This is a genomic window from Flectobacillus longus (assembly GCF_030056705.1).
Classification (GTDB): domain Bacteria; phylum Bacteroidota; class Bacteroidia; order Cytophagales; family Spirosomataceae; genus Flectobacillus; species Flectobacillus longus.
In genome coordinates, this window is sequence record NZ_JASHIC010000026.1 from 35,974 (window position 1) to 60,572 (window position 24,599).

The 24,599-nt window shown below is 37.4% G+C and carries 15 protein-coding genes; 13 read left to right on the forward strand and 2 right to left on the reverse strand.

Annotation, left to right across the window (positions count from 1 at the left end; genetic code table 11):
- The first annotated feature begins 95 nt into the window (after positions 1-95).
- The 3 genes from QM491_RS18960 (at position 96) to QM491_RS18970 (ending at position 4,759) form a co-directional block, all read left to right on the forward strand.
- Positions 96-1,562: an MFS transporter gene (locus QM491_RS18960; RefSeq protein WP_283329110.1), complete on the forward strand. Its 1,467-nt coding sequence runs from the start codon at positions 96-98 to the stop codon at positions 1,560-1,562.
- 207 nt (positions 1,563-1,769) lie between these two features.
- Positions 1,770-2,789, forward strand: a complete 1,020-nt coding sequence (locus tag QM491_RS18965; RefSeq protein WP_283329111.1) for a glycoside hydrolase family 43 protein — start codon at positions 1,770-1,772, stop codon at positions 2,787-2,789.
- A 44-nt stretch (positions 2,790-2,833) separates the two neighbouring features.
- Positions 2,834-4,759, forward strand: a complete 1,926-nt coding sequence (locus QM491_RS18970; protein ID WP_283329112.1) for a sialate O-acetylesterase — start codon at positions 2,834-2,836, stop codon at positions 4,757-4,759.
- Positions 4,760-5,195: 436 nt separating this feature from the next.
- Here QM491_RS18970 and QM491_RS18975 read toward each other — a convergent pair whose 3' ends face one another.
- Positions 5,196-6,227, reverse strand: coding sequence for a LacI family DNA-binding transcriptional regulator (locus QM491_RS18975; RefSeq protein WP_283329113.1), 1,032 nt, complete (start codon positions 6,225-6,227; stop codon positions 5,196-5,198).
- Positions 6,228-6,488: 261 nt separating this feature from the next.
- Between QM491_RS18975 and QM491_RS18980 the strand changes: the two genes are divergently transcribed.
- Positions 6,489-8,039, forward strand: coding sequence for a glycoside hydrolase family 43 protein (locus tag QM491_RS18980; protein WP_283329114.1), 1,551 nt, complete (start codon positions 6,489-6,491; stop codon positions 8,037-8,039).
- A gap of 214 nt (positions 8,040-8,253) precedes the next feature.
- Here QM491_RS18980 and QM491_RS18985 read toward each other — a convergent pair whose 3' ends face one another.
- Positions 8,254-8,883, reverse strand: a complete 630-nt coding sequence (locus QM491_RS18985) for an RNA polymerase sigma factor (RefSeq protein WP_283329115.1) — start codon at positions 8,881-8,883, stop codon at positions 8,254-8,256.
- Between the two features lie 293 nt (positions 8,884-9,176).
- On the opposite strand from QM491_RS18985, the gene QM491_RS18990 reads away from it, so the two are divergent.
- The 9 genes from QM491_RS18990 to QM491_RS19030 all read left to right on the forward strand — a co-directional run bounded on the left by QM491_RS18990 (position 9,177) and on the right by QM491_RS19030 (position 24,579).
- Positions 9,177-10,274 carry a FecR family protein gene (locus QM491_RS18990; protein WP_283329116.1) on the forward strand — a complete coding sequence of 366 codons (1,098 nt, stop codon included), beginning with the start codon at positions 9,177-9,179 and terminating at the stop codon, positions 10,272-10,274.
- A 206-nt stretch (positions 10,275-10,480) separates the two neighbouring features.
- Positions 10,481-14,083 carry a TonB-dependent receptor gene (locus tag QM491_RS18995; RefSeq protein WP_283329117.1) on the forward strand — a complete coding sequence of 1,201 codons (3,603 nt, stop codon included), beginning with the start codon at positions 10,481-10,483 and terminating at the stop codon, positions 14,081-14,083.
- 89 nt (positions 14,084-14,172) lie between these two features.
- A complete protein-coding gene (locus QM491_RS19000; protein WP_283329118.1) occupies positions 14,173-15,900 on the forward strand; it encodes a RagB/SusD family nutrient uptake outer membrane protein in 1,728 nt (575 codons plus the stop codon).
- Between the two features lie 477 nt (positions 15,901-16,377).
- Positions 16,378-17,406 (forward strand): LacI family DNA-binding transcriptional regulator, encoded by a 1,029-nt coding sequence (locus tag QM491_RS19005; RefSeq protein WP_283329119.1) that lies wholly within the window; start codon positions 16,378-16,380, stop codon positions 17,404-17,406.
- A gap of 138 nt (positions 17,407-17,544) precedes the next feature.
- Positions 17,545-18,732: a glycoside hydrolase family 88 protein gene (locus QM491_RS19010; protein ID WP_283329120.1), complete on the forward strand. Its 1,188-nt coding sequence runs from the start codon at positions 17,545-17,547 to the stop codon at positions 18,730-18,732.
- A 70-nt stretch (positions 18,733-18,802) separates the two neighbouring features.
- Complete coding sequence (locus tag QM491_RS19015; RefSeq protein ID WP_283329121.1) at positions 18,803-20,701, forward strand: glycoside hydrolase family 97 protein; 1,899 nt, start codon at positions 18,803-18,805, stop codon at positions 20,699-20,701.
- A 20-nt stretch (positions 20,702-20,721) separates the two neighbouring features.
- Positions 20,722-21,567, forward strand: coding sequence for an ROK family protein (locus tag QM491_RS19020; RefSeq protein WP_283329122.1), 846 nt, complete (start codon positions 20,722-20,724; stop codon positions 21,565-21,567).
- Between the two features lie 58 nt (positions 21,568-21,625).
- Complete coding sequence (fucP, locus tag QM491_RS19025) at positions 21,626-22,840, forward strand: L-fucose:H+ symporter permease (RefSeq protein ID WP_283329123.1); 1,215 nt, start codon at positions 21,626-21,628, stop codon at positions 22,838-22,840.
- Between the two features lie 89 nt (positions 22,841-22,929).
- Entirely contained in the window at positions 22,930-24,579 is a 1,650-nt protein-coding gene (locus tag QM491_RS19030) for a glycoside hydrolase family 43 protein (RefSeq protein ID WP_445451916.1), read from the forward strand.
- The last annotated feature ends 20 nt before the right edge of the window (positions 24,580-24,599 follow it).

Here is a 24,599-nt window from a genome sequence, read left to right on the forward strand (position 1 = left end):
GCCTCTGTGCCTCTGTGCCTCTGTGCCTCTGTGCCTCTGTGCCTCTGTGCCTCTGTGCCACAACCCTGTACCCCGAAAAGCAAACTTATTTAACTATGAACCAACAATCATCAGAAAAACTATCTGTTCTCGAAAAAATTGGATACAGTCTTGGAGACTTAGCTGCCAATTTAATTTTCCAAACCTTAATGGCTTTTTTAGCCTTTTTTTACACAGATATTTATAAAATTCCTGCTTCCAAAGCGAGTTTGGTTATGCTAACAGGCGGTATCGTTGGTGCGATATTCAACTTGGCAATGGGCGCTATTGCTGACCGCACCGTTACCCGTTGGGGGAAATTTCGTCCTTGGGTATTATGGACAGCCATTCCATTTGGAGTGATGGCATTGTTAGCATTCTCAACACCAGATTTAGGCGATTCTGGGAAGTTTTTATATGCCCTTATTACCTATATTTTTTTGGTGGTTATTTATTCAGCCAACAATTTACCTTATTCTGCTTTGAGTGGCGTAATGACAGGCGATATGAAAGAACGTAATAGTCTTTCTTCTTATCGTTTTGTGGCGGTAATGTTGGCACAATTCATTATTCAAGTGATTTTGCTTCCTGCCGCTATTGCTGTAGGACATGGCGACAAAGCCGTTGGATTTGAAAAAGTTATGTTGATTTTTGCTATCACAGGTGTCCTTTGTTTTTTAGTAACATTTTTTACCACTAGAGAAAGAATTGTACCTGATGTAACGCAAAAAACGCCAATAGCCGAGGATTTAAACGATTTGCTTAACAACCGACCTTGGATTATCATGTTGGTACTTACGGTATTGGTATTCATTACTTTAGCCTTGAAAGGTGGAATGAATATTTACTTTTTTAGATATTACCTTACAGAAAGTAGTCAAGTGACATTTTTAGAAACGGTAGGTTTTCCTTCTTGGATTAAACAGTTGAGTGAAATTTTTGGAGCAGAGGCTTTCTCAGAATTTAGCCAATCTAATAGCGCTCCCTATGCAACCTCTAGTATTATCAATGCCTCTAGTACGATTGCGATGATTGTGGGTATTTTCTTCTCGAAACCACTTGCTGACAGATTTGGCAAACGTAATATTTTTGCTATGTTCTTATGTCTTTCAGCACTTTGCTTGTTGTCCCTTTACATGTTATCCAATGAATCAGTATCAGCAGTTTTTATGATTCAAACTTTACATGGTTTGTTGTATGGAGTGACTATTCCATTGTTATGGGCTATGATTGCAGACGTAGCTGATTACAGCGAATGGAAAAATAACCGTCGTGCTACTGCGATTATTTTCTCTGCCATGATTTTTGGGCTAAAAGTTGGTTTAAGTGTTGGAGGTGCTATTTCAACTTGGATGCTAAGTATCTTTGGCTATAATGCCGATGCTCAGCTGCAGACAGAGAGTGCCATCAATGGTATTAAATTACTCGTAAGTGTAATTCCTGGAGGATTATTTATCGTAGGAGCAACCTTGTTATTGGGATATATGATTGATAAAACTATGGAATTAACCATCGAAGCAGATTTGAAGGAAAGAAGAAAGTAAGTAGGAGTGCTGAGTTTTGAATGTAAAGCATTGATATTTAAAAATCTAAATTCACAACTCATACTTCAGTTAGTAGGTAAAATTAAAATAATTCTACCTACCATAGATATTATGCTAAAAGTGTTTCTAATAAAACCATAAATACATTTTTGCCTAAGGCTTACAGCCTAGAGTGCATGAATACCATTTTATTAAAAAACTATTGTCATGCCAGAAAAACCAATAGATCATATCGATTTTGATACGATAGATTCAAAAGCAATCTCACAACCTTTAGTAAAGCATATTTATACTGCCGATCCTTCGGCGCATGTTTTCAACGGGAAGATTTATATTTATCCATCGCACGACATTGAAGCAGGCATTCCTTTTGATGACTTAGGGAGTCATTTTGCCATGGAAGATTACCATGTGATTTCTTTGGATAATCCTGATGCGGATGCAGTAGACAATGGCATTGCGTTGCACGTAAACGATGTGCCTTGGGCAAAAAAGCAAATGTGGGCACCCGACGCAGCAGAGAAAGACGGGAAGTATTACCTGTATTTCCCAGCCAAAAATCAAGAGGATATTTTCCAGATTGGAGTAGCCGTAAGCGATTCTCCAGTTGGACCTTTTGTAGCACAACCAGCGCCAATCAAAAATAGCTATTCGATTGACCCAGCTGTTTTTGTTGATGAGGATGGTTCGGCTTATATGTATTTCGGCGGTATTTGGGGAGGGCAATTGCAGTCTTATCGCAATAACACTTATAGCCCAGAAAACCTCGAACCTACAGCAAATGAAATTGCGTTGGGGCCAAGAGTTGCCAAATTGACCAATGATATGTTGGAGTTTGCTGAAGAAGTTCAAGAGATTTTTATTTTGGACGAAAACGGTGAAAAACTGTTAGCTGGCGACAACGATCGAAGATTTTTTGAAGCAAGCTGGGTCCATAAATATCAAGGGAAATACTATTTTTCCTATTCGACTGGCGACACGCATTTCTTGTGTTATGGCATTGGCGATAACCCTTACGGTCCATTCACCTATGCAGGACGCATCATGAATCCTGTAATTGGCTGGACAACGCATCATTCTATTTGCGAATACGAAGGAAAATGGTATCTGTTTTACCATGATTCTACTCTATCAAAAGGAGTAACGCATTTAAGAAGTATCAAAATGACAGAGATTCATTACGATGAAAATGGGTTGATTCAACTAATAGAACCATATCATATTTAACTTACTAGAGGCGTCTATTGGGCGTCTCTATCGCTTTATTTACTATGAAAAAAGTCTTTTTTCTGCTATTTTTTGTGAGTTTTTACTTAAAAATAAATGCTCAATTACGCTTACCCAAATTAGTAAGTGACGGTATGATTTTGCAAAGACAAACGCCTCTTAAAGTTTGGGGTTGGGACAACGAAGGAGCAAAAATTCAAGTAAAGTTTCAGAATAAAATATACAAAACAGCTACTTCTAAGTCTGGTAATTGGCAATTGACTTTACCAACTTTTGAAGCTGGTGGACCCTATCAGATGGAAGTGAGTGATGCTAAAACTAAAATTACCATCAATGACGTGTTAATCGGTGATGTTTGGTTTTGTAGTGGTCAAAGTAATATGGTGCATCAGCTCAATATTCATGATGTAACCTATGCCAAAGAAATTGCGGAGGCAAATTTCCCACAAATCAGACAATTTTGGGTACCGACCTTAACCAATACTGTTTCAGCACAAGAAGATATTCCTAATGGTCAATGGAAAAAGGCCGTAGGCGAGGAGGTAAGACCGTTTTCGGCAGTGGCATATTTTTTTGCAAAAAAGCTTCATCAGAAATATCAAATTCCTATTGGCATCATCAATGCAAGTGTTGGAGGGACGCCAATTGAAGCTTGGATTAGTGAAGGTGGTTTGCCCGAAATTCCCAATATTAAAGAATTGGTAAACAAGAATAAGGATACTTCCCGAATCAATGAAATCAATCGTAAAAGTCAGGAATATAGTCGCTCGTTGCCACTACCAAGCGATGAAGGTATGATGGGTAAGTGGTACGAAACGACTTACGTACCCAAGAACTGGAAAAATATCAATGTCCCAGGGTATTGGGAAGACCAAGGTATTCGAAATCTAGATGGTATTGTTTGGTATAGAAAAGAGGTAAATATCCCAGCTTCTATGATTGGGAAAAAGGCTAAGGTATTTCTAGGAAGAATTGTCGATGCAGATGAATTGTATATCAATGGGAAAAAAGTGGGCTCGACAGGTTATATGTATCCACAGCGGAGATATGCAGTAGCATCGGATATTTTGAAAGAAGGAGTAAATACCTTTGTAGTTAGAGTAACCAACAATGGCGGAAAAGGCGGTTTTGTACCAGATAAACCTTATTGTATTTTTTCAGAAAAGGATACCGTTGATTTGAAAGGAACTTGGCAATATAAAGTTGGGGTAGTATTTCAAAGACAAAATAACCCCAATGCTGTCTCGCCAATAAGTCTACAAAATCAACCAACAGCCTTGTATAATGCCATGGTGGCACACGCTATTCCATACGCTATAAAAGGAATTTGTTGGTATCAAGGTGAGACTAATACAGGGAAATCTGTCGAATACGCACAACTATTACCAGCCTTAATCAAAGATTGGCGCCAAAAATGGAATAATACTTCATTACCATTTTTGTATGTACAATTGCCTGGCTTCATGGATTACGACTACCTTCCTTCCGAAAGTAGCTGGGCAGTATTAAGAGAGTCACAAGCCAAAGCCCTATCTGTTCCAAATACTGCGATGACCGTTGCCATCGACCTTGGCGAATGGAACGATATTCATCCAGATAATAAAAAGGATGTGGGAGAACGACTAGCTTTATCAGCCTTGAAATTGGCGTATCATGAAAATGTTATTCATTCTGGTCCGAGTTTACTTTCTTCAGAAATAAAAGATCAACAGATTATCCTAACATTTGATAACATTGGTAGTGGATTAAAAACGAAGGATGGCGAGCCAATCGGAGATTTAGCGATTGCGGGTGCGGACAAGAAATTTGTATGGGCAAAGTCTAGAATAGAAGGAAACAAAATAATTATTTGGGCTGAAAGTATTTCAAATCCCAAATTTGTGAGATACGCTTGGTCTGATAATCCTATCAATCCAAATTTAGTAAACGCTGAAGGATTACCAGCGTCACCATTTAGAACGGATAATTAGGGTGTTTGACGCTATTTCAAATTGAGTGATTTGTGATTAAGTGCTTATGTTAAAATTTGTACATTACCAGTCTAAAGATGTGTTCTCCAATATGGTAGTATCAAAAAAAGTGCCTGTAAAGTAATTTTCAAACGCTTTTTTATGTGAAATTTTAATAATAACCCTACCATCAAGGTTGGGATAACTTAAGTAATAAAGCAAAATAAAATTGTATTATTCTACTTTAGAATATATGCCGTAGGCATTAGGCAAAAAAGCTTCTATTATTTCATAAGAAAAACTTTTTAACTTTTAGCCTACGGCATAAAGCCTAGTGCTTAAAGCGGATAAAATTATTTTAATTTTGCCCGATAATCTAAGTATTAATACAAAATTAAGTCGAACGAGTAACGAGAAAAGGTATTAGTAATCAAGATTTATACTCACAATTCAGCATTCACATGTAATGTTTCCTTACCGAACTTTGCCTAGTCATTAATTCTGTTTCCAGAATCACCTCGTTGATTTTAGGGATACCATTATTTTTTCGAATATCGTCAAAATAAACACGGGCTGCTCTGATGCCTAATTCCTTACTTTTTTGGTCAACTGAGGATAAGGATGGATTCATGATGGCAGTGAAAGTTTCGTTGGCAAAACCAAAAATACCTAAATCTTGGGGTACTCTAATACCCATTGATTCAGCTTTTTGTAAAACAGCTACTGATTGATGATCAGATACGGTAAAAATAGCATCTGGTCTATTTGCATCCCGTAAAAGTTGGTCGATAACTTCGGTAACAATACTCAAATCAAAAACATCATCAAATAATAAGGGTGTTCTATTTGAAAAGGCAGAATCTTCCCAAGCCTGTAAAAAACCATCTCTACGTTGTTTGAAGGTCGTTAAATGAGTGGGACCACCCAAAAAAGCAATGCGTTCATAACCTTGTCCAAAAAGACTTTGCATGACATCGTAAGCTGCTTTTTTGTTGTCATTCAGGACTTTACAACTATTTAATTGGTCGAGATAACGGTCAATTTGAATTAATGGAATGTTATGTTGCGCTATGCTCTCTAAATGTTCAGTTGTGGTAGTTTCGGCGGCTACAGAGAGAATAATACAATCTACATTTTGACGTACCAAGGTATCTACAGCCAAACATTCCCTTTGAAAAGATTCATGTGTTTGACAAATAATAAGGCTGTGATTATGTTCGAAACAGATTTCTTCAATTCCTGCAATAATTTCAGAGAAAAAACTCTGATTGATATGTGGTACAATTACACCAAGGGTTTTGGACGAACCTTGGCGCAAATTAGCGGCATGAGAATTAAGCTTAAAATTCAATTCCTTCGCTTTTTTCTTTACCGCTGCGACTACTTCTGGGTTAATGGAAGGGTGTTCGTTTAGAGCTCTCGACACATAAGATGCCGAAATACCCATGGCTCTCGCCAAATCATATATGGTTATTCTTCTTTGACTCATTTTCTAAAATAACAGATTTGTGGACTGTTAGAGGGATAGTTATTCAGTAAAGTTACGCTTTATTAATATCTACCTAATACTTTTTAGTTATCAGACAAAAAGATAATAAAATATATGAATAATAATATTTCAAATTGTTTGTTTAATCTTGATTACATTATTAACTTTGTTACATATCAAGTAACAACTTTGGGCTGTCTATGACTTGCCTTTTATTTTACCTCTAAAAGTGTCAAATTGACACATTGTAAAAACTGACTTATGTTAAAAAAAATTATTACCTCTTTTTTCCTATTTACGAGCTTCTGGACTGAAGCACAAAGTGAAAAAGCGCAAAATCCAATCATTTTTGCAGATGTGCCCGACATGTCGATGATTCGGGTAGGTGATACCTACTACATGAGTAGTACTACTATGCACATGGTACCAAACGTACCGATTATGAAATCCAAAGACTTAGTGAATTGGCAATTGGTGAGTTATCCTATAGATACACTTGCAACTATTGATGAGCTGAATTTAACAAATGGAAAAAGTACCTACGGACGTGGTTCTTGGGCAAGTAGTTTAAGATTTCACCAAGGTACCTATTATGTAACTACATTTGCTCAAACTACCAATAAAACTTACGTTTTTACTACGAAAAACATAGAAAAAGGACCTTGGAAAGTTCATTCTTTTTCGCCTTCTTACCATGATCATACCTTATTCTTTGATGATGACAAGGTGTATTTAATTTACGGTGGAGGAAAATTAAACATTATTGAACTTAAAAGTGACGCTTCTGGCGTGAAAGAAGGGGCTGTTCCTCAGGTTTTGATTGAAAATGCAAGTGCACCAGCAGGTACATTGGGCTTACCATCTGAGGGTTCTCAGTTATTCAAAGTAAATGGGAAATACTATTTGTTTAATATTGCTTGGCCAAGAGGTGGTATGCGTACTGTTGTAGTTCACCGTGCTGATAAAATTACAGGACCATGGGAGGGCAAAGTAGCATTTCAAGACAAAGGCGTTGCACAAGGTGGTTTGATTGATACCCCAGATGGAAGATGGTTTTCTTATTTGTTTAGAGACTACGGCGCTGTCGGACGTATTCCTTATTGGGTACCTGTAACATGGGAAAATGGCTGGCCTGTATTGGGCGAAAATGGTAAAGTTCCTGCCACACTCGATTTGCCAGCAAGCAAGGGATTAATTCCTCATTTGGTAAACTCAGATGAGTTTACACGTAAAAAAGGAGAACCCTCGTTTCTGTTAGTTTGGCAATGGAATCACAACCCTGATAACCAACTCTGGAGCTTGACTGAAAGAAAAGGATTTTTACGTCTCAAAACTGCTCGTATAGATACTTCGTATTTACAGGCAAAAAATACTTTGACACAAAGAACTTTCGGGCCGACTTGCTCAGGAGAAGTTTTAGTTGATGTTTCTCAGTTGAAAGAAGGAGATTTTGCTGGATTAAGTCTTTTACAAAAGATATATGGTCAAGTGGGAGTAAAGATTAAAAATGGCAAGAAAGTCATCTCTATGGTTAGTGCTAATACTGGCAAACCTGTAGTAATAGAGGAGGTTGTATTGACTCAAAATCAAGTTTACTTAAAAGCGAGTTGTGATTTTACAGAATTAAAAGATACCGCAGCGTTCTTTTATAGTTTAGATGGAAAAAGTTGGACTAAGATAGGTGAGCCTCTCAAAATGAAATATACCTTGCCACATTTTATGGGATATCGTTTTGGCTTATTCAATTATGCCACCAAAGAAACAGGAGGTTATGCTGATTTTGACTATTTCAGAATTAGTAAAGACCTATAAAAATATGATTGAAAAAGAGTTTTGATGCAAGCAATTGCGGAATGGAGGATTTTTGATTTCGGAAATTGAATTTTACTGTAAAATATCTATAATCGAAATTCAAAACTCATGATTCAACACTCTTAACTAAAACAGTGTATTAATTATTTTGGATAGATAATGAATAGTTAAGATATGCTCCAAGAATTTCTTGGAGCATACTTTTTATAAAGGATTATAATGTCATCTTTAGTTGAATGAAATAGGTTATTACCCAAAGCTCCCAATGATTCGGGAAAAGTGTTCTTAAAGTAGTCATCGACTTTTGTAAATGATTGGATACAGATTGCTTGTTAATATTCATCAAATCTGCAATTTCATCATGACTAAGCCCTTGATAAAATTTCAAAAAAAGCACTTCTCTTTGGCGTTTAGGTAATAATTCTAGGGCTTTTCTAATGCGTTGCTCATTTTGAGAGTATATTTCTGTCGAAATCCACTGGTCTTCAACATTGGTTTCGTCTGCAATATTTGCTTCTTCCAAATCGACATCAGTACTAAATTCTTGCCATTTATTTTTGCGCATCTGATAAAGTAAATTGTTGCGCAAAGCTCTTATCAAATAAATACTCATGACATTGATAGTACCAATGGTATTTCTTTTTTCCCATAATTGAAGAAACAAGTCTTGAATAGCATCCTTAATCGCTTCTCTGTCTGTAGTGAAGTTCACCGCATAATTGAACAATAGACGATAATGTGCCTCGCACAATTTACTAAACGCTGCACGATCACCTAGCTGAGTTTGTTCCCACAAGGATACATACAACTCATTGTTTTTTGATAGAGAAGCTGACTTCATCATAAGTTTGCTTAATTGATTAAGCAAATGTAACAAAAAAAATAAATAATGATATATTTTTATGAAAAAACTTTGTGAATTATATAGGATATAAAGAATCTTAAAGACATTTAGAGTACAGTACCGAGAAAAGATTAAACGTTTAATTAGTGGTTCTTACTGCCTCCAGAGATATTGTCTTTTCAAATAGTTTGGATATATGTAGACTTTCTTTTTAAAAAAGTTTTAAAAAAAGAGTATCTCAGGAGTATTCTTACATCTTATGATTGAATAATAAAAAAAGTGCAATAAATCCTATGCAAGATTATAGACAATATAAGCCAATAGATTTTATTTCGGATGATTCTTTCCGAGCATGTGTTTTGGAAAACTCGGAAGAAGAAACGGCCTTTTGGGAACAGTGGATGCTATTGAATCCAGATAAAAGAGCTGATATTTTGGAAAGTAAAGGCATTTTATTTTCGATTTACAAAGCTTTTGACAACGTGAGTGATACAGAAGTAGCTTTTGAAATAGAAAAACTCAATGCCCAATTGGATGAATCTGAGACGCAACATAATGTAGTTCGCTGGCCATGGAACAAAATTTTCTATGCTGCTGCTTCTATATTGCTCATCATAGGAATAATCTGGTTGAATCAGCGCCATGAAGCCTCGCAACAAATAGAAAATAGGATTGCTTTGGCACAAGGCTCAGCATTGAAATGGATTACCAAGGAAAATACCACAAACAATCAAATGACTGTTAACTTGGAAGATGGAAGTACAATTGTTTTACAAAAAAAGAGTAAGATTCTTTATCCAGAAAAGTTTGAAAAAGAACAACGGAAGGTAATTTTGATAGGAGAGGCATTCTTTGAAGTCGCCAAAAATCCATCAAGACCATTTTATGTTTTTGCCAATAAATTAGTAACTAAAGTGCTGGGTACAAGTTTTTTAATACAAGCAAATGACGCAGATAAAATAGTAAAAGTGGTTGTTAAAACAGGGAAAGTATCAGTTTTTGAAAATACAGAAACTAATCTAGATGAGCATACTACCCATAAAAAATTACAAGGATTGGTACTAACACCCAACCAACAAGTGGTGTTTGATGAAACCGATAGGAGAATGATCAGAAGTCTGGTGGATTCTCCTAATTTACTGAAGGTACCTATTCAGAATCAGGTATTTGAATTTAATAATGTGCCTATTTCTGAAGTTTTCAAAACCTTAGAAAAAGCTTATGGAATCAATATTGTGTATGATGCTGAAGTCATGAAAAACTGTTATTTGACCGCTTCTTTAGATGATGAACCACTTTTTGAGAAACTTAACTTAATCTGTAAAACAATTGATGCCAAATACGAACAAGTTGATGCGCAGATTGTGATATACTCTAACGGTTGTTATTAAACGTCGAAGGTTGTCAATTTTAGTATTAAAAAAGTAAACCTTATTATTATGTAAAAAACTTGGCTTCTAGCCACAAAAAAAGAAGCGAAGGTGTTCCCGCACCCTCGCTTCAGAACTCCCTATCTTCTTTGGCAATGATGATTCACACTCAAAAAGTGTGCTGGGGGAGTATTTGCCGATTCGAATACGACAAATCAAACAAAAGTATGAAAAACAAAGTACTATTTCAAAAAACAATCCTAAAAGTCATGAGGATAAGTTTCTATCAGGTGCTTATTGCGATGATCTGTACAACCATAGCCGAAGCCAGAGAAGGCGTGGCTCAAAGTGCATTAAATCAGAGACTAAGTGTTCAAAGCAATAACCAATCGGTTGTAAGCATTTTACATAAATTAGAAAAATTGTCGGATGTACGATTTATGTACAATCCACAAATCTTTGGTGGTGATGCCACCTCAAGCATTTCGGCAAAAAATGAAACACTAGATAATGTTTTGGCACATTTGCTTAAACCTTTAAGGGTTGATTATGAGATGGTTGGCAATAAAATTATTCTGAAAAAGAATATGATGTTATCGACTATTTCTAACCTCGAAACTCGCATCAATACGACAATTATACTCGGTGACCAAACTGTAAAAGGAAAGGTTGTGGACGAAAACGGACAGCCTATTCCTGGCGCCAGTGTCATCATCAAGGGTACAACGAAGGGGACTACCTCTGACGAAAAAGGAGAATTTAGTATTGTTGCACCAGAATCTGGAGCACTTATTATTTCGTCGGTAGGTTTCAACAAAAAAGAAATCAATATTACCAAACGTGTATCTATCAACGTTACTCTCGAATCAGACGTAAAGTCCCTCAATGAAGTCGTTGTTGTAGGTTATGGTACTGCCAAAAAGGCTACCTTGACGGGTTCGGTGGCTACTGTATCTGCTCAAACTTTTAAAGATCGTGGACCTGTATCGAGTCCCTTAGCTGCCTTACAAGGTCAGGTTCCAGGAGTGACAGTTACCCGCAACTCAGCACAGTCGGGGCGTGAAGGTTGGAATTTTCAAATTCGTGGTGCAGCTTCAGTCAACTCTACCGAACCTTTGGTAATTGTAGATGGGGTGCCAGTGCCAAGTGTAGGTACATTGAACTCTTTTAACCCAAATGATATTGACAATATCTCTTTCTTGAAAGATGGTGCTGCGGCAATTTATGGTTCTAGAGCTGCGGGTGGAGTTGTATTGATTACCACAAAAAGAGGTAAATCAGGTAAAGTGGTGATTGATTATAATGGTTCAACGTCCATCAAACGAGTAGGTTTATTGCCTAAATTGGTTGATATCAACGGCTGGGCTCCGCTTGTGAAAGAGGCTCGTGCTACAGATGGTTTTCCTGTAACAGATATTTGGTATAACTACGGCTATGTGGCCGAAAAAGCGTTGGCGGCAGGAAAACAATGGTTGACCAAAGCTGAATACGATGCTATGAGTACCACAGGTTCGGGTTTGTTTGGCGACGTAAAAGACTTTACTTTTTTCAATGGTACTGAGCAAGATATGCTTTGGGGTAATGCTACTTCTACCGAGCATCAACTAAGTATTTCGGGAAGTTCAGAGAAATCTGGCTATCGAATTTCAATGGGGTATTTGAGCGATGGAAGTTTATTAAAAGTAGGAAATAATTATTCTAACCGTTATAACTTTCGTTTGACACACGACTATAAGTTCTCAAGCAAATTGGCTTTGGCAACTAACTTTTCCTACGAAAAACAAGATATTATTCAACCTACTTATTTAGGAGATGTGTTGAATAATGGAAATCAGCCTGGAAAGCCACTCAACGGAGAAACTATCAACGGAAAACCTTACGTTTGGGGCTCAGGACTTGGAAATGCTTCGGTCAACAAAATTGCTGATTTGGGCGGAGATAATAAAGAATACAACAATCGCTTGAATACCAACTTTAATTTAACATATACTTTTAGCCCGAAACTCAAGGCTGTTGGTTATGCGGGATATTACAACTTGAATACAGATATTCGTACGCAAGGCAACTCGATTGGCTGGTATGATTATTCGGGTACAGTGCTAATTTCGAATTTACCTTCAAGAAGCTTCTATCAACGTTCTTCTCGTTTAGAAACCAATTACAATCTAAATGGATACTTAGAATACGAAAATGAACTGTTGAAAGACCATCATTTTAAAGCAGTGCTAGGGGCGCAGTACGAACGTTACGAAAACAATATTTATATCGCCAAGACCTTTGATGTATTAGCTAATGTTCCGCCTTCATTGTCGTTAAGTACTGGCGATCCAACCTCTAAAACGGTCACCGAAAGTCAAACACACACGGCATTAGGAGGGTATTTTGCTCGTTTGAACTACAATATTGCAGACAAGTATTTTGTTGAAGGAAATGCAAGATATGATGGCTCGTCAAAATTTAGACCTGAAGACCGCTGGAAATTGTTCTATGGAATCTCTGGTGGTTGGAGAATTGGTCAAGAGAATTTTATCAAAGACTTAAACATTTTTGATGAACTAAAATTAAGAGGTTCTTATGGTGTAATGGGTAATCAAAGCGGTATTTCGAACTATGATTATATCCAATTTTTGAATCTTGCTTATTCTACCAGCTCAACAGATGCCAGCTATCCGATTATCGGAACAAGTCCAGTGGTGAGAGTATCACCTACCAGTACACTCGTGGCGTATGACCGTTCTTGGGAGCGCCTAGAAGCCAAAAATTTAGGACTTGATTTTACGGTTCTCAACCGAAGATTATCAGGTACTTTTGAATATTTCTGGAAACGCAACGGCAATATGTTACTTAGCCGTACTTACTCGGCAGTAATGGGAGCAAATGCACCGACTGGGAACAATGGAGATTTGAAAGTTTGGGGTTGGGATTTCTCTTTAAACTGGCGTGATAAAATTGGCGAACTAACATACAATGTTGGTTTTAACCTTTCAGATAACCAAAATAAACTGGTCAATTTTGGAGGACAAACTTTGATTAGTAGCAACAACAGAGGTTTCAATGGAGCTGTTGAGGGTTATCCTATCAACTCATACTTTGGTTTGGTGTATGACGGTCGAATCCAAACACAGGAGCAATTGACCGCCTATCGCAAGTATATCACTGGAAATAATATTGGAATGCCATCTGGAGCCGAAAATGCACAAGCCAACAACCGCTTAGCCCTTGGCGATAATATGTATAAAGATGTGAATGGTGATGGCAAAATTACTTTTCCAGAAGATGCCGTTTATTTGGGTACAGACAACCCTCGCTATACTTATTCGTTCAACGCAGGTATTCAGTTTAAGGGTTTTGATTTTAATGCTATTTTCCAAGGTGTAGGGAAAAGAACTATTATTCGTGATGGCAACTGGCGAATTCCAGCGGCGGTTATTTTCCAAGCGCAAAACTCAGCATTCCTAAATCAATGGTGGACTCCTGACCATACAGATGCTCGTTTACCACGTATTTCGTCTACAGGTACGATCAACAACTATAACTATTTCCCTTCTGACTGGGTAGCAGAGGATGGTTCTTACTTAAGGTTGAAAAATTTAGTGATTGGATACACCATTCCAAAAGCAATTACACAAAGAGCTAAGATAGAAAGACTTCGTGTGTATTTTTCAGGAAATGACTTGTTTGAATTTACTAAAATCAACGATGGCTGGGATCCTGAAGCACCAAGAACAGTATCAAATGCAGGCGATTCGAACAACCTGAATGTGAGTACTACAAGTCAAAGATTCCCTTTCTATCGCTATTTTACATTTGGGGTAAATTTAACTTTTTAATGAATGTTTTCATTGTGTAGAGTGCAATTATTTGATTATCAAGAATGTATAAAATTGAAAATTGTACTTATTTAAAATAGATAAAGAAAATGAAAAGTAAAAAGATATATATCAAAATAGCCCTAGTGGCGCTTTTATTTACGGGAGTAAGTTGCAACGACCTCGTAGATATGAAACCAATCAATGAGATTTCGGATGCGGATTATTGGAAAACACCAGACCAATTTAGGCTAGCAGCCAACGAGTTTTATACTTACTTAAGAAGCTTCTCAGATATTTTGAACGACATGCCACATGCCGATCGTCGTTCCGACATTATGTATGTATCTGGAGGTTCTACTTTTAGTAATGGCTCAAACACTGTTCCTTCTTCGGATGGCAATTGGAATACAGCTTATACTCGTATTAGAGCAACCAATTATCTTATCGAAAAGGCTAGTTCATATTCGCAACCTAATGATATTAAGACCTTTGTTGCCGAAGCGAAGTTTTTTAGAGCGTACACTTACTTTGATTTGTTACAACAATTTGGAGAAGTGCCAATTGTTACCAAAACGTTGACGACAACCTCCTCAGAACTAACATCTCCACAAAATTCTAGAGAAGAAGTAGTCAACCTAATCGTTCAAGACCTTGAAGCGGCTATTACAGATTTACCTCTTGAGAATGCGATTGCCGCTTCGGATAAAGGTAGAATTAGCAAAGGTGCAGCACAAGCTTTTTTGAGTAGAGTAGCTTTATATGAAGGTACTTGGCAAAAGTTTCGTGGAAATACCGCTAGAGCAAATACCTTGTTGGATAAGGCTATTTCGAGTGCTGATGAGGTAATCAAAAGTACACAATATGAACTTTTTGCGCCTACAGCCTTGGGCGACTCGGCGCAGAAATATATGTTTATCCTAGAAAACCAACAATCCAATCCTGCAAATATTACCAAAGCGGCTAACAAAGAATATATTTTAGCCAACCGTTATGACTTTAACTTGCGTCAAATTCGTATGAACGTGACCAAAGCAACGCTCAATAATGTTTACTGGGTAACGCGCAAATTTGCCAGTATGTACCTTTGTTCTGATGGTTTACCAATAGAAAAATCTCCACAATTTCAAGGATTCAAAACCACTACTTCTGAATATCAAAATCGTGATAATCGTATGCAATATACAATGATGGTCGATGGACGATATTATTGGAATAACCAAAACCCTGGGGCTCGTGTTACTTGGAAAGGAGATGCAATTGATATTGCCAATTCTAATGGTAAATACAAATCGAATTCAAACACAGGTTATGCTACCCAAAAATGGGCTACCGAAAGACGTCTTGATGATAACCAAGAAGCCTATGATTATCCAGTAATCAGATATGCAGAAGTGCTTCTAAACTATGCAGAGGCAGTTTATGAAAGAAATGGGACAATTTCAGACTTAGATTTAAACCGCTCTTTGAATGTAGTGCGAAACCGTGTCAATAAATCAATGCCTAAACTTAGCAATGCTTTTGTAGCCACAAATGGTTTGGATATGCGTACCGAAATCCGTCGTGAAAGAACCATTGAGCTATATTTTGAAGGATTTAGAAGAGATGATTTGATTCGTTGGAAAACTGCCGAAATAGAGATGCCTATCGACATTCAAGGGATTCAATGGACAGGAACAGCCTACGAAACTTATTGGCCAAGCATCAAAAACAATGTGGTAAATGGTGTTTACAGAATAGAAACAGGCAGAAAATGGCAAGAAAAAAACTATTTATTGCCTATTCCTTCTCAACAAATACAATTGAATCCTAATTTGAAGCAGAACGCAGGGTGGTAAGGTTTATTTTAATTGTTGATGTCTCGAATCGAGTAGTAAAATCATAACCTTTACTTTTGTACTATGAAGATAGCATTTGCTGGGTTTGCCCAGCTAATCCTTCAAAATAGATCAGGTTTTTACGGATTCGAGAGTCTTTTTGAGGCTCTCGAATTTTATTTTATAGTTTCCAGTGTCTCTCGAAATACTTGCTTACGAGCTTAACTTTTACCCTGTAAAAACTTTTTACTTATTTTTCCTCATAAAAGGGTATCAAATTCAAAAAGTGGCATCTTTTTATTGTGGACTGCTTAGAAATTGTACTAAGAGTATATGATTCATTATAAAATCAATAATATTTCATAGATTTTTAAGAAAAAGTAGAAATACAGTCTGTGGAGAGGATGGATGTTTTTTCAAAAACTAGGTTTTTATATGAGAATAATCGTTTAACTTGTATTTTACTTCCCCAAAAACTTTAAACGATTGTGTTTGTAGATGAAAAAAATGTCTATTAAAGAAGTAGCAAGTGCGCTTCAAATTTCTACTGCTACGGTTTCATATATCCTAAATGGAAAAGCCAAAGAAAAACGAATTAGTCCTGAATTAACCAAAAAAGTAACAGCTTTTATTGAAGAAAATAACTTCAGACCTAATCATTTGGCGAAAAGTCTTCGTACAGGTAAAACGAATGTGATTGGCTTGATTGTAGAAGATATTGCCGATCCGTTTTTTGCTAGTGTTGCAGGACATATCGAAAATGTGGCTTACGAAAATGGTTACAAAATTATTTATAGCAGTACCAAAAACGACCCAAAGAAAGCCAAAGAACTTATTGACACTTTTAGAGATCGTAACGTGGACGGGTATATCATTACCCCCACAGAAGGCATTGATAAGGAAATTAAACATCTGATTGATAGTAAGTTGCCAGTGGTTTTGTTTGATAGAAATTGCAACGATTTGGATGTTAGTTATGTGGGAATGAACAATTTTGAAAGCGCCTATCAAGCAGCGAAATACCTCATTTCTCAAGAGTATAAAAATATCGCATTTGTGACGCTCGACTCTGTCCAGCCGCAAATGATAGACCGTTTGTTAGGCTATGAAAGAGCGATTTATGAAAACCGTTTGACTTCTTATGTCAAAAAAGTAGAGTATCGTGCCGCTAAAGAGCATTTGATTATGGCGGAAATCGAGAATATGCTAAAAACAGAACCTCATATTGATGCATTATTTTTTGCGACTAACTATCTAGCAATCACAGGAATAGAATTGCTAAATCGTATGGGTGTAAAAATAGGAGAGGAGCTAGGGATGATGGTTTTTGATGATAACGATTTGTTCCGTATTCATCAGCCTTCTATCTCGGCGATTGCTCAACCGATTCAGGAAATGTCCCAGCAATTAATTAATGACCTGTTGGAGCACATGCAAGATACTAACGAATATGCCAATAGAATAACCGTTTTACCTGCTCATCTTATTATCAGAGATTCATCGAGCAAAATGCGCAAAAATGCTTAAAGGAATACTGAAGTTGTAGATAGAAATTAATAAAACAAGGCTGTAAACATTATCGCTTAAGGCTTACAGCCTACAGTCCTCGAATATAGATCCCTTTTTTTAAAAGCAAGCTTAATCCTTTAAGCTTGTGAATTTACTATGAAAAAAATACTTACTACTTGCTTATTTATTTGTTTAGTTTGGTCGGTCCATGCACAATTTAACCCTCAAAAAGAGATTGACTATTGTGCCAAACAAGCTCTTAAAACAATCAACTCTTTACCACCCGATGGTCAAGGGAGCAATATTCCAAGAAGTATCGATAAGGATAAAACAGCTTGGCGTTTAGTCGATTACAAAGATTGGTGCAGTGGTTTTTGGTCTGGTGCTTTGTGGTATTTGTACGAGGGAACCAAGAATCCTGTCTTTAAAGTACAAGCAGAAAGATTCGATAAACAACTAAAACCTCTATCCCAAGAAAAGGCCTACGATCACGACCTTGGGTTTCAGATTTTTTGTAGTTATGGTAATGGTTATCGATTGACCAATAACCCCTCTTATAAAAACGTGATTTTAGCCACTGCTGATACATTGGCAACGCTTTATAACCCCAAAGTAGGGACGATATTGTCATGGCCAAGAGAAGTGAAAAAGTTTGGTGCGCATAATACCATCATCGACAATGTGATTAACCTAGAGTTGTTGTTTTGGGCTGCTAAAAATGGTAAGAATAAAAATCTGTATAAGATAGCCGAGCAACATGCGCTAACTACGATGAAAAATCATTTTAGAGACGATTATACCTCTTATCATGTGGTGTTGTATGACACTTTAACAGGACAGAAAATCAAAGGAATAACGCATCAGGGATACGCTGATAACACGATGTGGGCTAGAGGTCAGTCATGGGCAATTTATGGTTTTACGATGTGTTATCGTTTTACAAAAAATCCTCAATTTTTGGATTTTGCACAGAAAGTGACGGATGTGTATTTGAAAAATTTACCCGATGATTCCTTGATTCCTTACTGGGATTTCAATACGCCAGAAATTCCAAATACAACTAGAGATGCCTCCGCTGCTGCTGTGACAGCATCTGCTTTATTTGAATTGTCAAATTATGTAAAAAATCCAAAAACAAAAGCGCGATATATCAGCAAAGCAAAGAAAATGTTAGAAAGTCTTTCTTCGTCAGTGTATCAGAGTCGAGAGATAAATGATGCCTTTTTGTTGCATTCGACAGGAAATCGCCCTATCAATGGCGAAGTAGATGCCTCGATTATTTATGGAGATTATTATTATATCGAAGCATTGTTGAAATACAAGAAATTGCTCAAAATGAAATAACACATTTGGTCATATCAACCATCTTAAATTAGTTCAACTCTAAATGTTTAGTATTTAACACAATTTCACAATGAAAAATCTTATGCTTATTCTTTGGATGATACTTTGTAATGGAGCTGCTTTTGCCCAGAAAGGACTCATTCCAGAAACGCTACAAACCGTTAAATCGCCAGACGGAAATTTGGTATGCCAACTTTATCAAAAATTAGATAAAAAAGGACATAAAGCCATTTTCTATACCTTGACCTATAAAAATTCGCCAATCATTTTGGAGTCAGAGCTTGACATTCAGTTAGACAATCATTTGTCTGAACTAGCCATGGCCTTAAAAGTTGATAAAACTACCAAATGGTGTGAGGATTTGGAATTTCTCAAAGCGAGTACATCGGAAGTAGATTCAGTTTGGAAACCTTTGTATGGTGAACGTTCTGTTATAAAAAATCGCTATTCATCAGCTACGCTCTCTTTTCAAAAGAGTAGTAATCATGATTATAAAATGGATATTCAGGTGAGATTGTATAACGAAGGTTTGGCTTTTCGCTATTATTTTCTTGAAAATCCCAAAGGTTCTTATTATCAAATTACTGCTGAGAATACAGAGTTTACTTTACCTACAGGAACAACTGCTTTTTATACACAATGGGCACAAGGTAAATATCAAGAACTTCCTTTAAAAGATTGGGTTGATTCGGGAGAAAGACCAATGCCATTAAGACTTGCAAATGGTTTGTGGGCGTGTTTGGCAGAAGCCGAAATGGTTAATTATGCACGTGGTAAATTTACGTTGAGCAAAACCAAGAAAAATACAATTCAAACAAGTTTGTATGGAGGAGTAGATGCTATTACCTATTTTGGTACACCTTGGCGGGTTATCATGGTAGCGAAATCGGAAGGACAACTCATTGAAAATAATGATATTCTTTTGAACCTAAATCCTGCCAATAAAATTGCCAAAACAGATTGGATTAAGCCAGGGAAAATTATTCGTGAAATGACCCTAACTACACAAGGTGCCAAAGATGCGATTGATTTTGCAGCCAAAAATAACCTTCAATATATTCTTTTCGATTGGAAATGGTATGGACCAGCATTGACTTGGGATACTGATGCGTCTAAAGTGGTAGCACCAATAGATATGCCTGCTGTAGTGGAATACGGAAAGCAAAAGGGTGTGGGTATTTGGTTGTATGTAAATCTTCAATCTTTGGTTAAACAAGCTGATGAGATTTTCCCACTTTACAAAAAATGGGGTATCAAAGGAATCAAGTTTGGTTTTGTACAAGTTGGCTCTCAACATTGGACAAATTGGGTTGAGGAGGCTATCAAGAAATGTGCAGCCAATGACTTAATGGTAAATATACACGACGATTGGCGTCCAACGGGTGAAATGCGAACCTATCCCAACCTCATGACTGCCGAGGGTATAAGAGGAAACGAAGAAATGCCTGATGCAACACATAATGTCACGTTACCATTTACCAGATATATAGGTGGCGCTGCTGACTATACGATTTGTTATTTTACCAATAGAATTAAAACTACTCATACACATCAGTTAGCGATGGCGGCCGTGTATTATAGTCCGATTCAGACCTTGTTTTGGTACGACAAACCATCTCAAAGTAAAGATGAATCAGAACTAGAATTTTGGCAAAAAATTCCAACCACTTGGGATGAAACAAAAGTGGTAAATGGTAAAATTGGCGAATATGTCACTATCGCACGTAAATCAGGGAATGACTGGTTTTTGGGATGTATGACCAATAACGATGCACGCAAGCTGACGATAGACTTTAGTTTTTTAACAACGGGTAAAAAGTATAAGGCTCATTTGTACTACGATGATCCAAGCGTAAATACTGCCACCAAAGTAGGGATGAAAACTATTAACGTGGATTATACAAGTAAGTTGGATGTAGATTTGTTGGCATCAGGCGGATACGCCATTTGGTTTGAGGAGGAAAAATAGTAAAGAGAAACATGGTAATTATGAAACATATAGGAGTTGATATTGGGGGCTCGCATATTACGGCTGCTCAAGTGGATTTGAATGCGGGAAAAGTTATTCCCTCTACAGTTGTCAGAGCAAAGGTGTATCCTCATGGTAATGCCGAGGAGATTTTGGGTACATGGGCAAAAACTATTGCTGAGGCTTGTGGAGAAGTGATAGATTGTCAATTGGGTATTGCCATGCCTGGACCTTTTGATTATTTAACGGGTATTTGCTTAATGAAAAATGTCAATAAATATGAAGCATTATATGGACTCAATATCAAGCAAGAACTCTCAGAAAGGTTGGGGATTGATACCCAAAATATTGTTTTTCGGAATGACTCAGAAGCCTTTTTGGCAGGCGAAATGCGTTTTGGTGCTGGCAAAGGCTTAGTACGTGGTATAGGTATTACGCTTGGTACTGGACTTGGAACCTCGATTTATCAGAATTGCGAAGCACAGGATATGGCTTTAGGAATTAATTATCCAATGCTAGAAGGGGTAGCCGAAGATTACATTTCAACTCGCTGGTTTGTAGATACATATCGCTTGAAAACTCAGAGCTCAATTGAAGGTGTAAAGCAGTTGGTACAATTATATCCTACAGACGTAATTGCTCGTGAGTTATTTGAAGATTTTGGTCAAAATTTGTCCTCTTTTATTCGAGGATTTATCAAACAATTTGAGCCAGAAGTCATTATTATCGGAGGAAATATTGCTCAGGCTTCTGAGAAGTTTTTCCCAACAATCATTCAACAATTATCAGCTAACCCAACTATTCAACTACGAAAAGCCATTCTAAACGAAGAAGCATCACTTTTAGGTGCCCTTAGTCATAAGTGATTAATGAATTAATCAAAGATTATTGCTATCGGTTTCTATCCTAAAGCTTTCCTAAATCATGTCCAAAATTAAAGCCTCTTTAACGGAGCGAAGGTATTTAGTTACTTTCGCTTTCGTTACCTCATTGTTTATGCTCTGGGGAATCGCACACGCCATGAGCGATGTGTTAAACAAACATTTTCAAAATGTACTTCAAGTAAGCAAAGCCCAATCGGGGCTCATTCAATTATCTGTTTTTGGGGCGTATGCGATCATGAGTATTCCTGCGGGACTATTCATGAAGCGATTTGGGTATAGAGCAGGTATCTTATTTGGCTTGGGCTTATTTGCATCGGGTACTTTTTTGTTTGTACCTGCTGCCAATGCCGAATCTTTCAATATGTTTCGTTTGGCCTTGTTTGTGCTTGGCTGTGGTATGGCAACACTCGAAACGGTGGCACACCCTCTGGCTGCTTTACTTGGTGCACAAGAAACCTCAGACCAACGACTTAACTTTTCACAATCTTTCAATGCCCTCGGAACCATTATTGGTCCTGCTATAGGCTCATTCTTTTTGCTACGTGCTGGTAACCAAGAGCATAGTGACTTAAGTTCAGTCAAAACACTTTATGTATCTATTGGCATCGCTATTTCCATAATTGCTGTGTTATTTTCTTTGATACAAATACCTCATTTATCGGTTGAGCATCATGCCGAAATGGGAGAAAATAGCCCTATTGATAAGCCCCTTTGGCAACAATCACATTTTGTTTGGGCAGTAATAGCACAATTTTTTAACGTGGCAGCACAAGCAGGAACATGGTCATTTTTTATCAATTATGGTCACGAAATAATGGGTTTTAGTGACGAACAGGCAGCTAATTACATGATTATCTTCATGACAATGATGGCTTTAGGGCGTTTTGCAGGGACTTTCTTGATGAAGTTTATAGCTCCCAACAAGTTATTAGGATTCTTCGCTACAGGCAGTATTCTTTCTTGTTTGGTCGTGGCACAAGCTTGGGGATGGGTCTCGTATAGCGCTTTAATGCTCATCAATTTTTTCTTTAGCATCATGTTCCCAACCATCTTTAGTTTGGGACTAAAGAGTTTGGGTAAGCATACACAACAAGGAGCATCATTTATTTCGATGGGCGTAGTGGGTGGGGCTTTTTTTCCCTTAATGATGGGTTTGGTAGCAAATCACAATGTAGCCAAAGCCTATTATCTCCCTATAATCTGTTATCTGATGATTGCCATTTTTGCATTTAGGTTATATAAAATAAAAAAATAGTACAAAAAGGGTATTCGTGATACATTTCGTTCTCCTCTATAAAACGGAGTGGTATCAAGGATACCTTTTTTCGTAGCTGTAATAAATGTATGATTTCTAAAAAGCTAATAAATACACTCTCCAACTGTTTTGTTTGGGCGAGCATAATGTTTTGTGCCGAATCTATAAAGGCGCAAACACCTTTTGTTTCTAAGGTTTGGGTTGCCGACAATGGCGATGGAACTTACAAAAATCCAGTCCTTCATGCCGATTATTCTGACCCCGATGCCATTCGGGTGGGCAATTACTACTATTTAGTGGCTTCGTCTTTCGAAAATATCCCTGGCTTACCTATACTTCGTTCGAGCGATTTGGTCAATTGGCGTATTGTTGGAAATGCCTTAACGGTACAAAATCCTAAAGAAATTTTCAATACTCCTCAACATGGCAAAGGTGTTTGGGCACCAGCGATTCGCTTTCACAAAGGAGAATACTTGATTTATTATCCTGACCCAGATTTTGGGATTTTTGTAATACGTGCCAAAAATCTTGCTGGTTCTTGGTCAACACCTGTGTTGGTCGAAGCAGGTAAGGGTTTGATTGACCCTTGTCCTTTTTGGGATGAAGATGGAAAGGCTTATTTGATTCATGGTTTTGCAGGAAGTCGGGCTGGTATCAAAAGTTTTTTAGTACTGAAATCGCTCAATGCCGACGGGACAAAAGTGTTGGATGCGGGCAAAATTATCATTGATGGACATGAAACTGACCCTACTTTAGAGGGACCCAAATTGTACAAACGCAAAGGATATTTCTATGTGTTTGCGCCTGCTGGTGGAGTGGCTACGGGTTGGCAATTGGTGTTTCGTTCCAAAAATATTTATGGTCCTTATGAAAGAAAAGTTGTGATGGATCAAGGAAAAACGGCAATCAATGGCCCTCATCAAGGTGCTTGGGTTACGACACCTTCTGGCGAAGATTGGTTTTTACATTTTCAAGACAAAGGGGTGTTTGGTCGTGTGGTGCATCTTCAACCTATGTCGTTCAAAAATGATTGGCCAGTGATTGGTATTGACCCCGATCAAGATGGGAAAGGTGAGCCTGTATTGACTTATAAAAAGCCTAAAAGTGTCATCCCTTCGGTCATAGAAACACCTCAAGATTCTGATGAATTCAATACGCTTGATTTGGGTTTACAATGGCAGTGGAATGCCAATCCCAAACCTACATGGTCATTCGTATATCCAAGTAAAGGGGTTTTGAGACTATTTTCTGATAAAATTCCCTCGAACGAAAACCTATGGTGGACTCCAAATGTACTGCTTCAGAAATTCCCAGCGCCAGCTTTTACTGTTACCACCAAATTGCAATTTACACCTTGTGAAAGGTTAATTAATGAGAAAGTAGGCTTGACCATTTTAGGGTTTAGCTACGCCAATATTGCCCTAAAATCGGCAAAAGATGGGGTTTGGTTAACTTACACAACTTGCAAAGATGCTGATAATCATAAGCTCGAAACTGAAACTAAAATAAAACAAATCGACTCTAAACAAGCGATTTATTTTCGGGTAAAAGTACAAGAAGGAGGAATTTGCAAATTTAGTTATAGTATTGATAATAAATATTTTACAGAGATAGGAGAGGCATTTCAGGCGGAGGTTGGTCGATGGATAGGCGCAAAATTTGGACTTTTTGCTACCCGTGAAGATACCATCAACGATTCAGGCTATGCCGATTTTGATTGGGTGAGAGTTGAGAAATAATATACTTGTAAAACATTTTC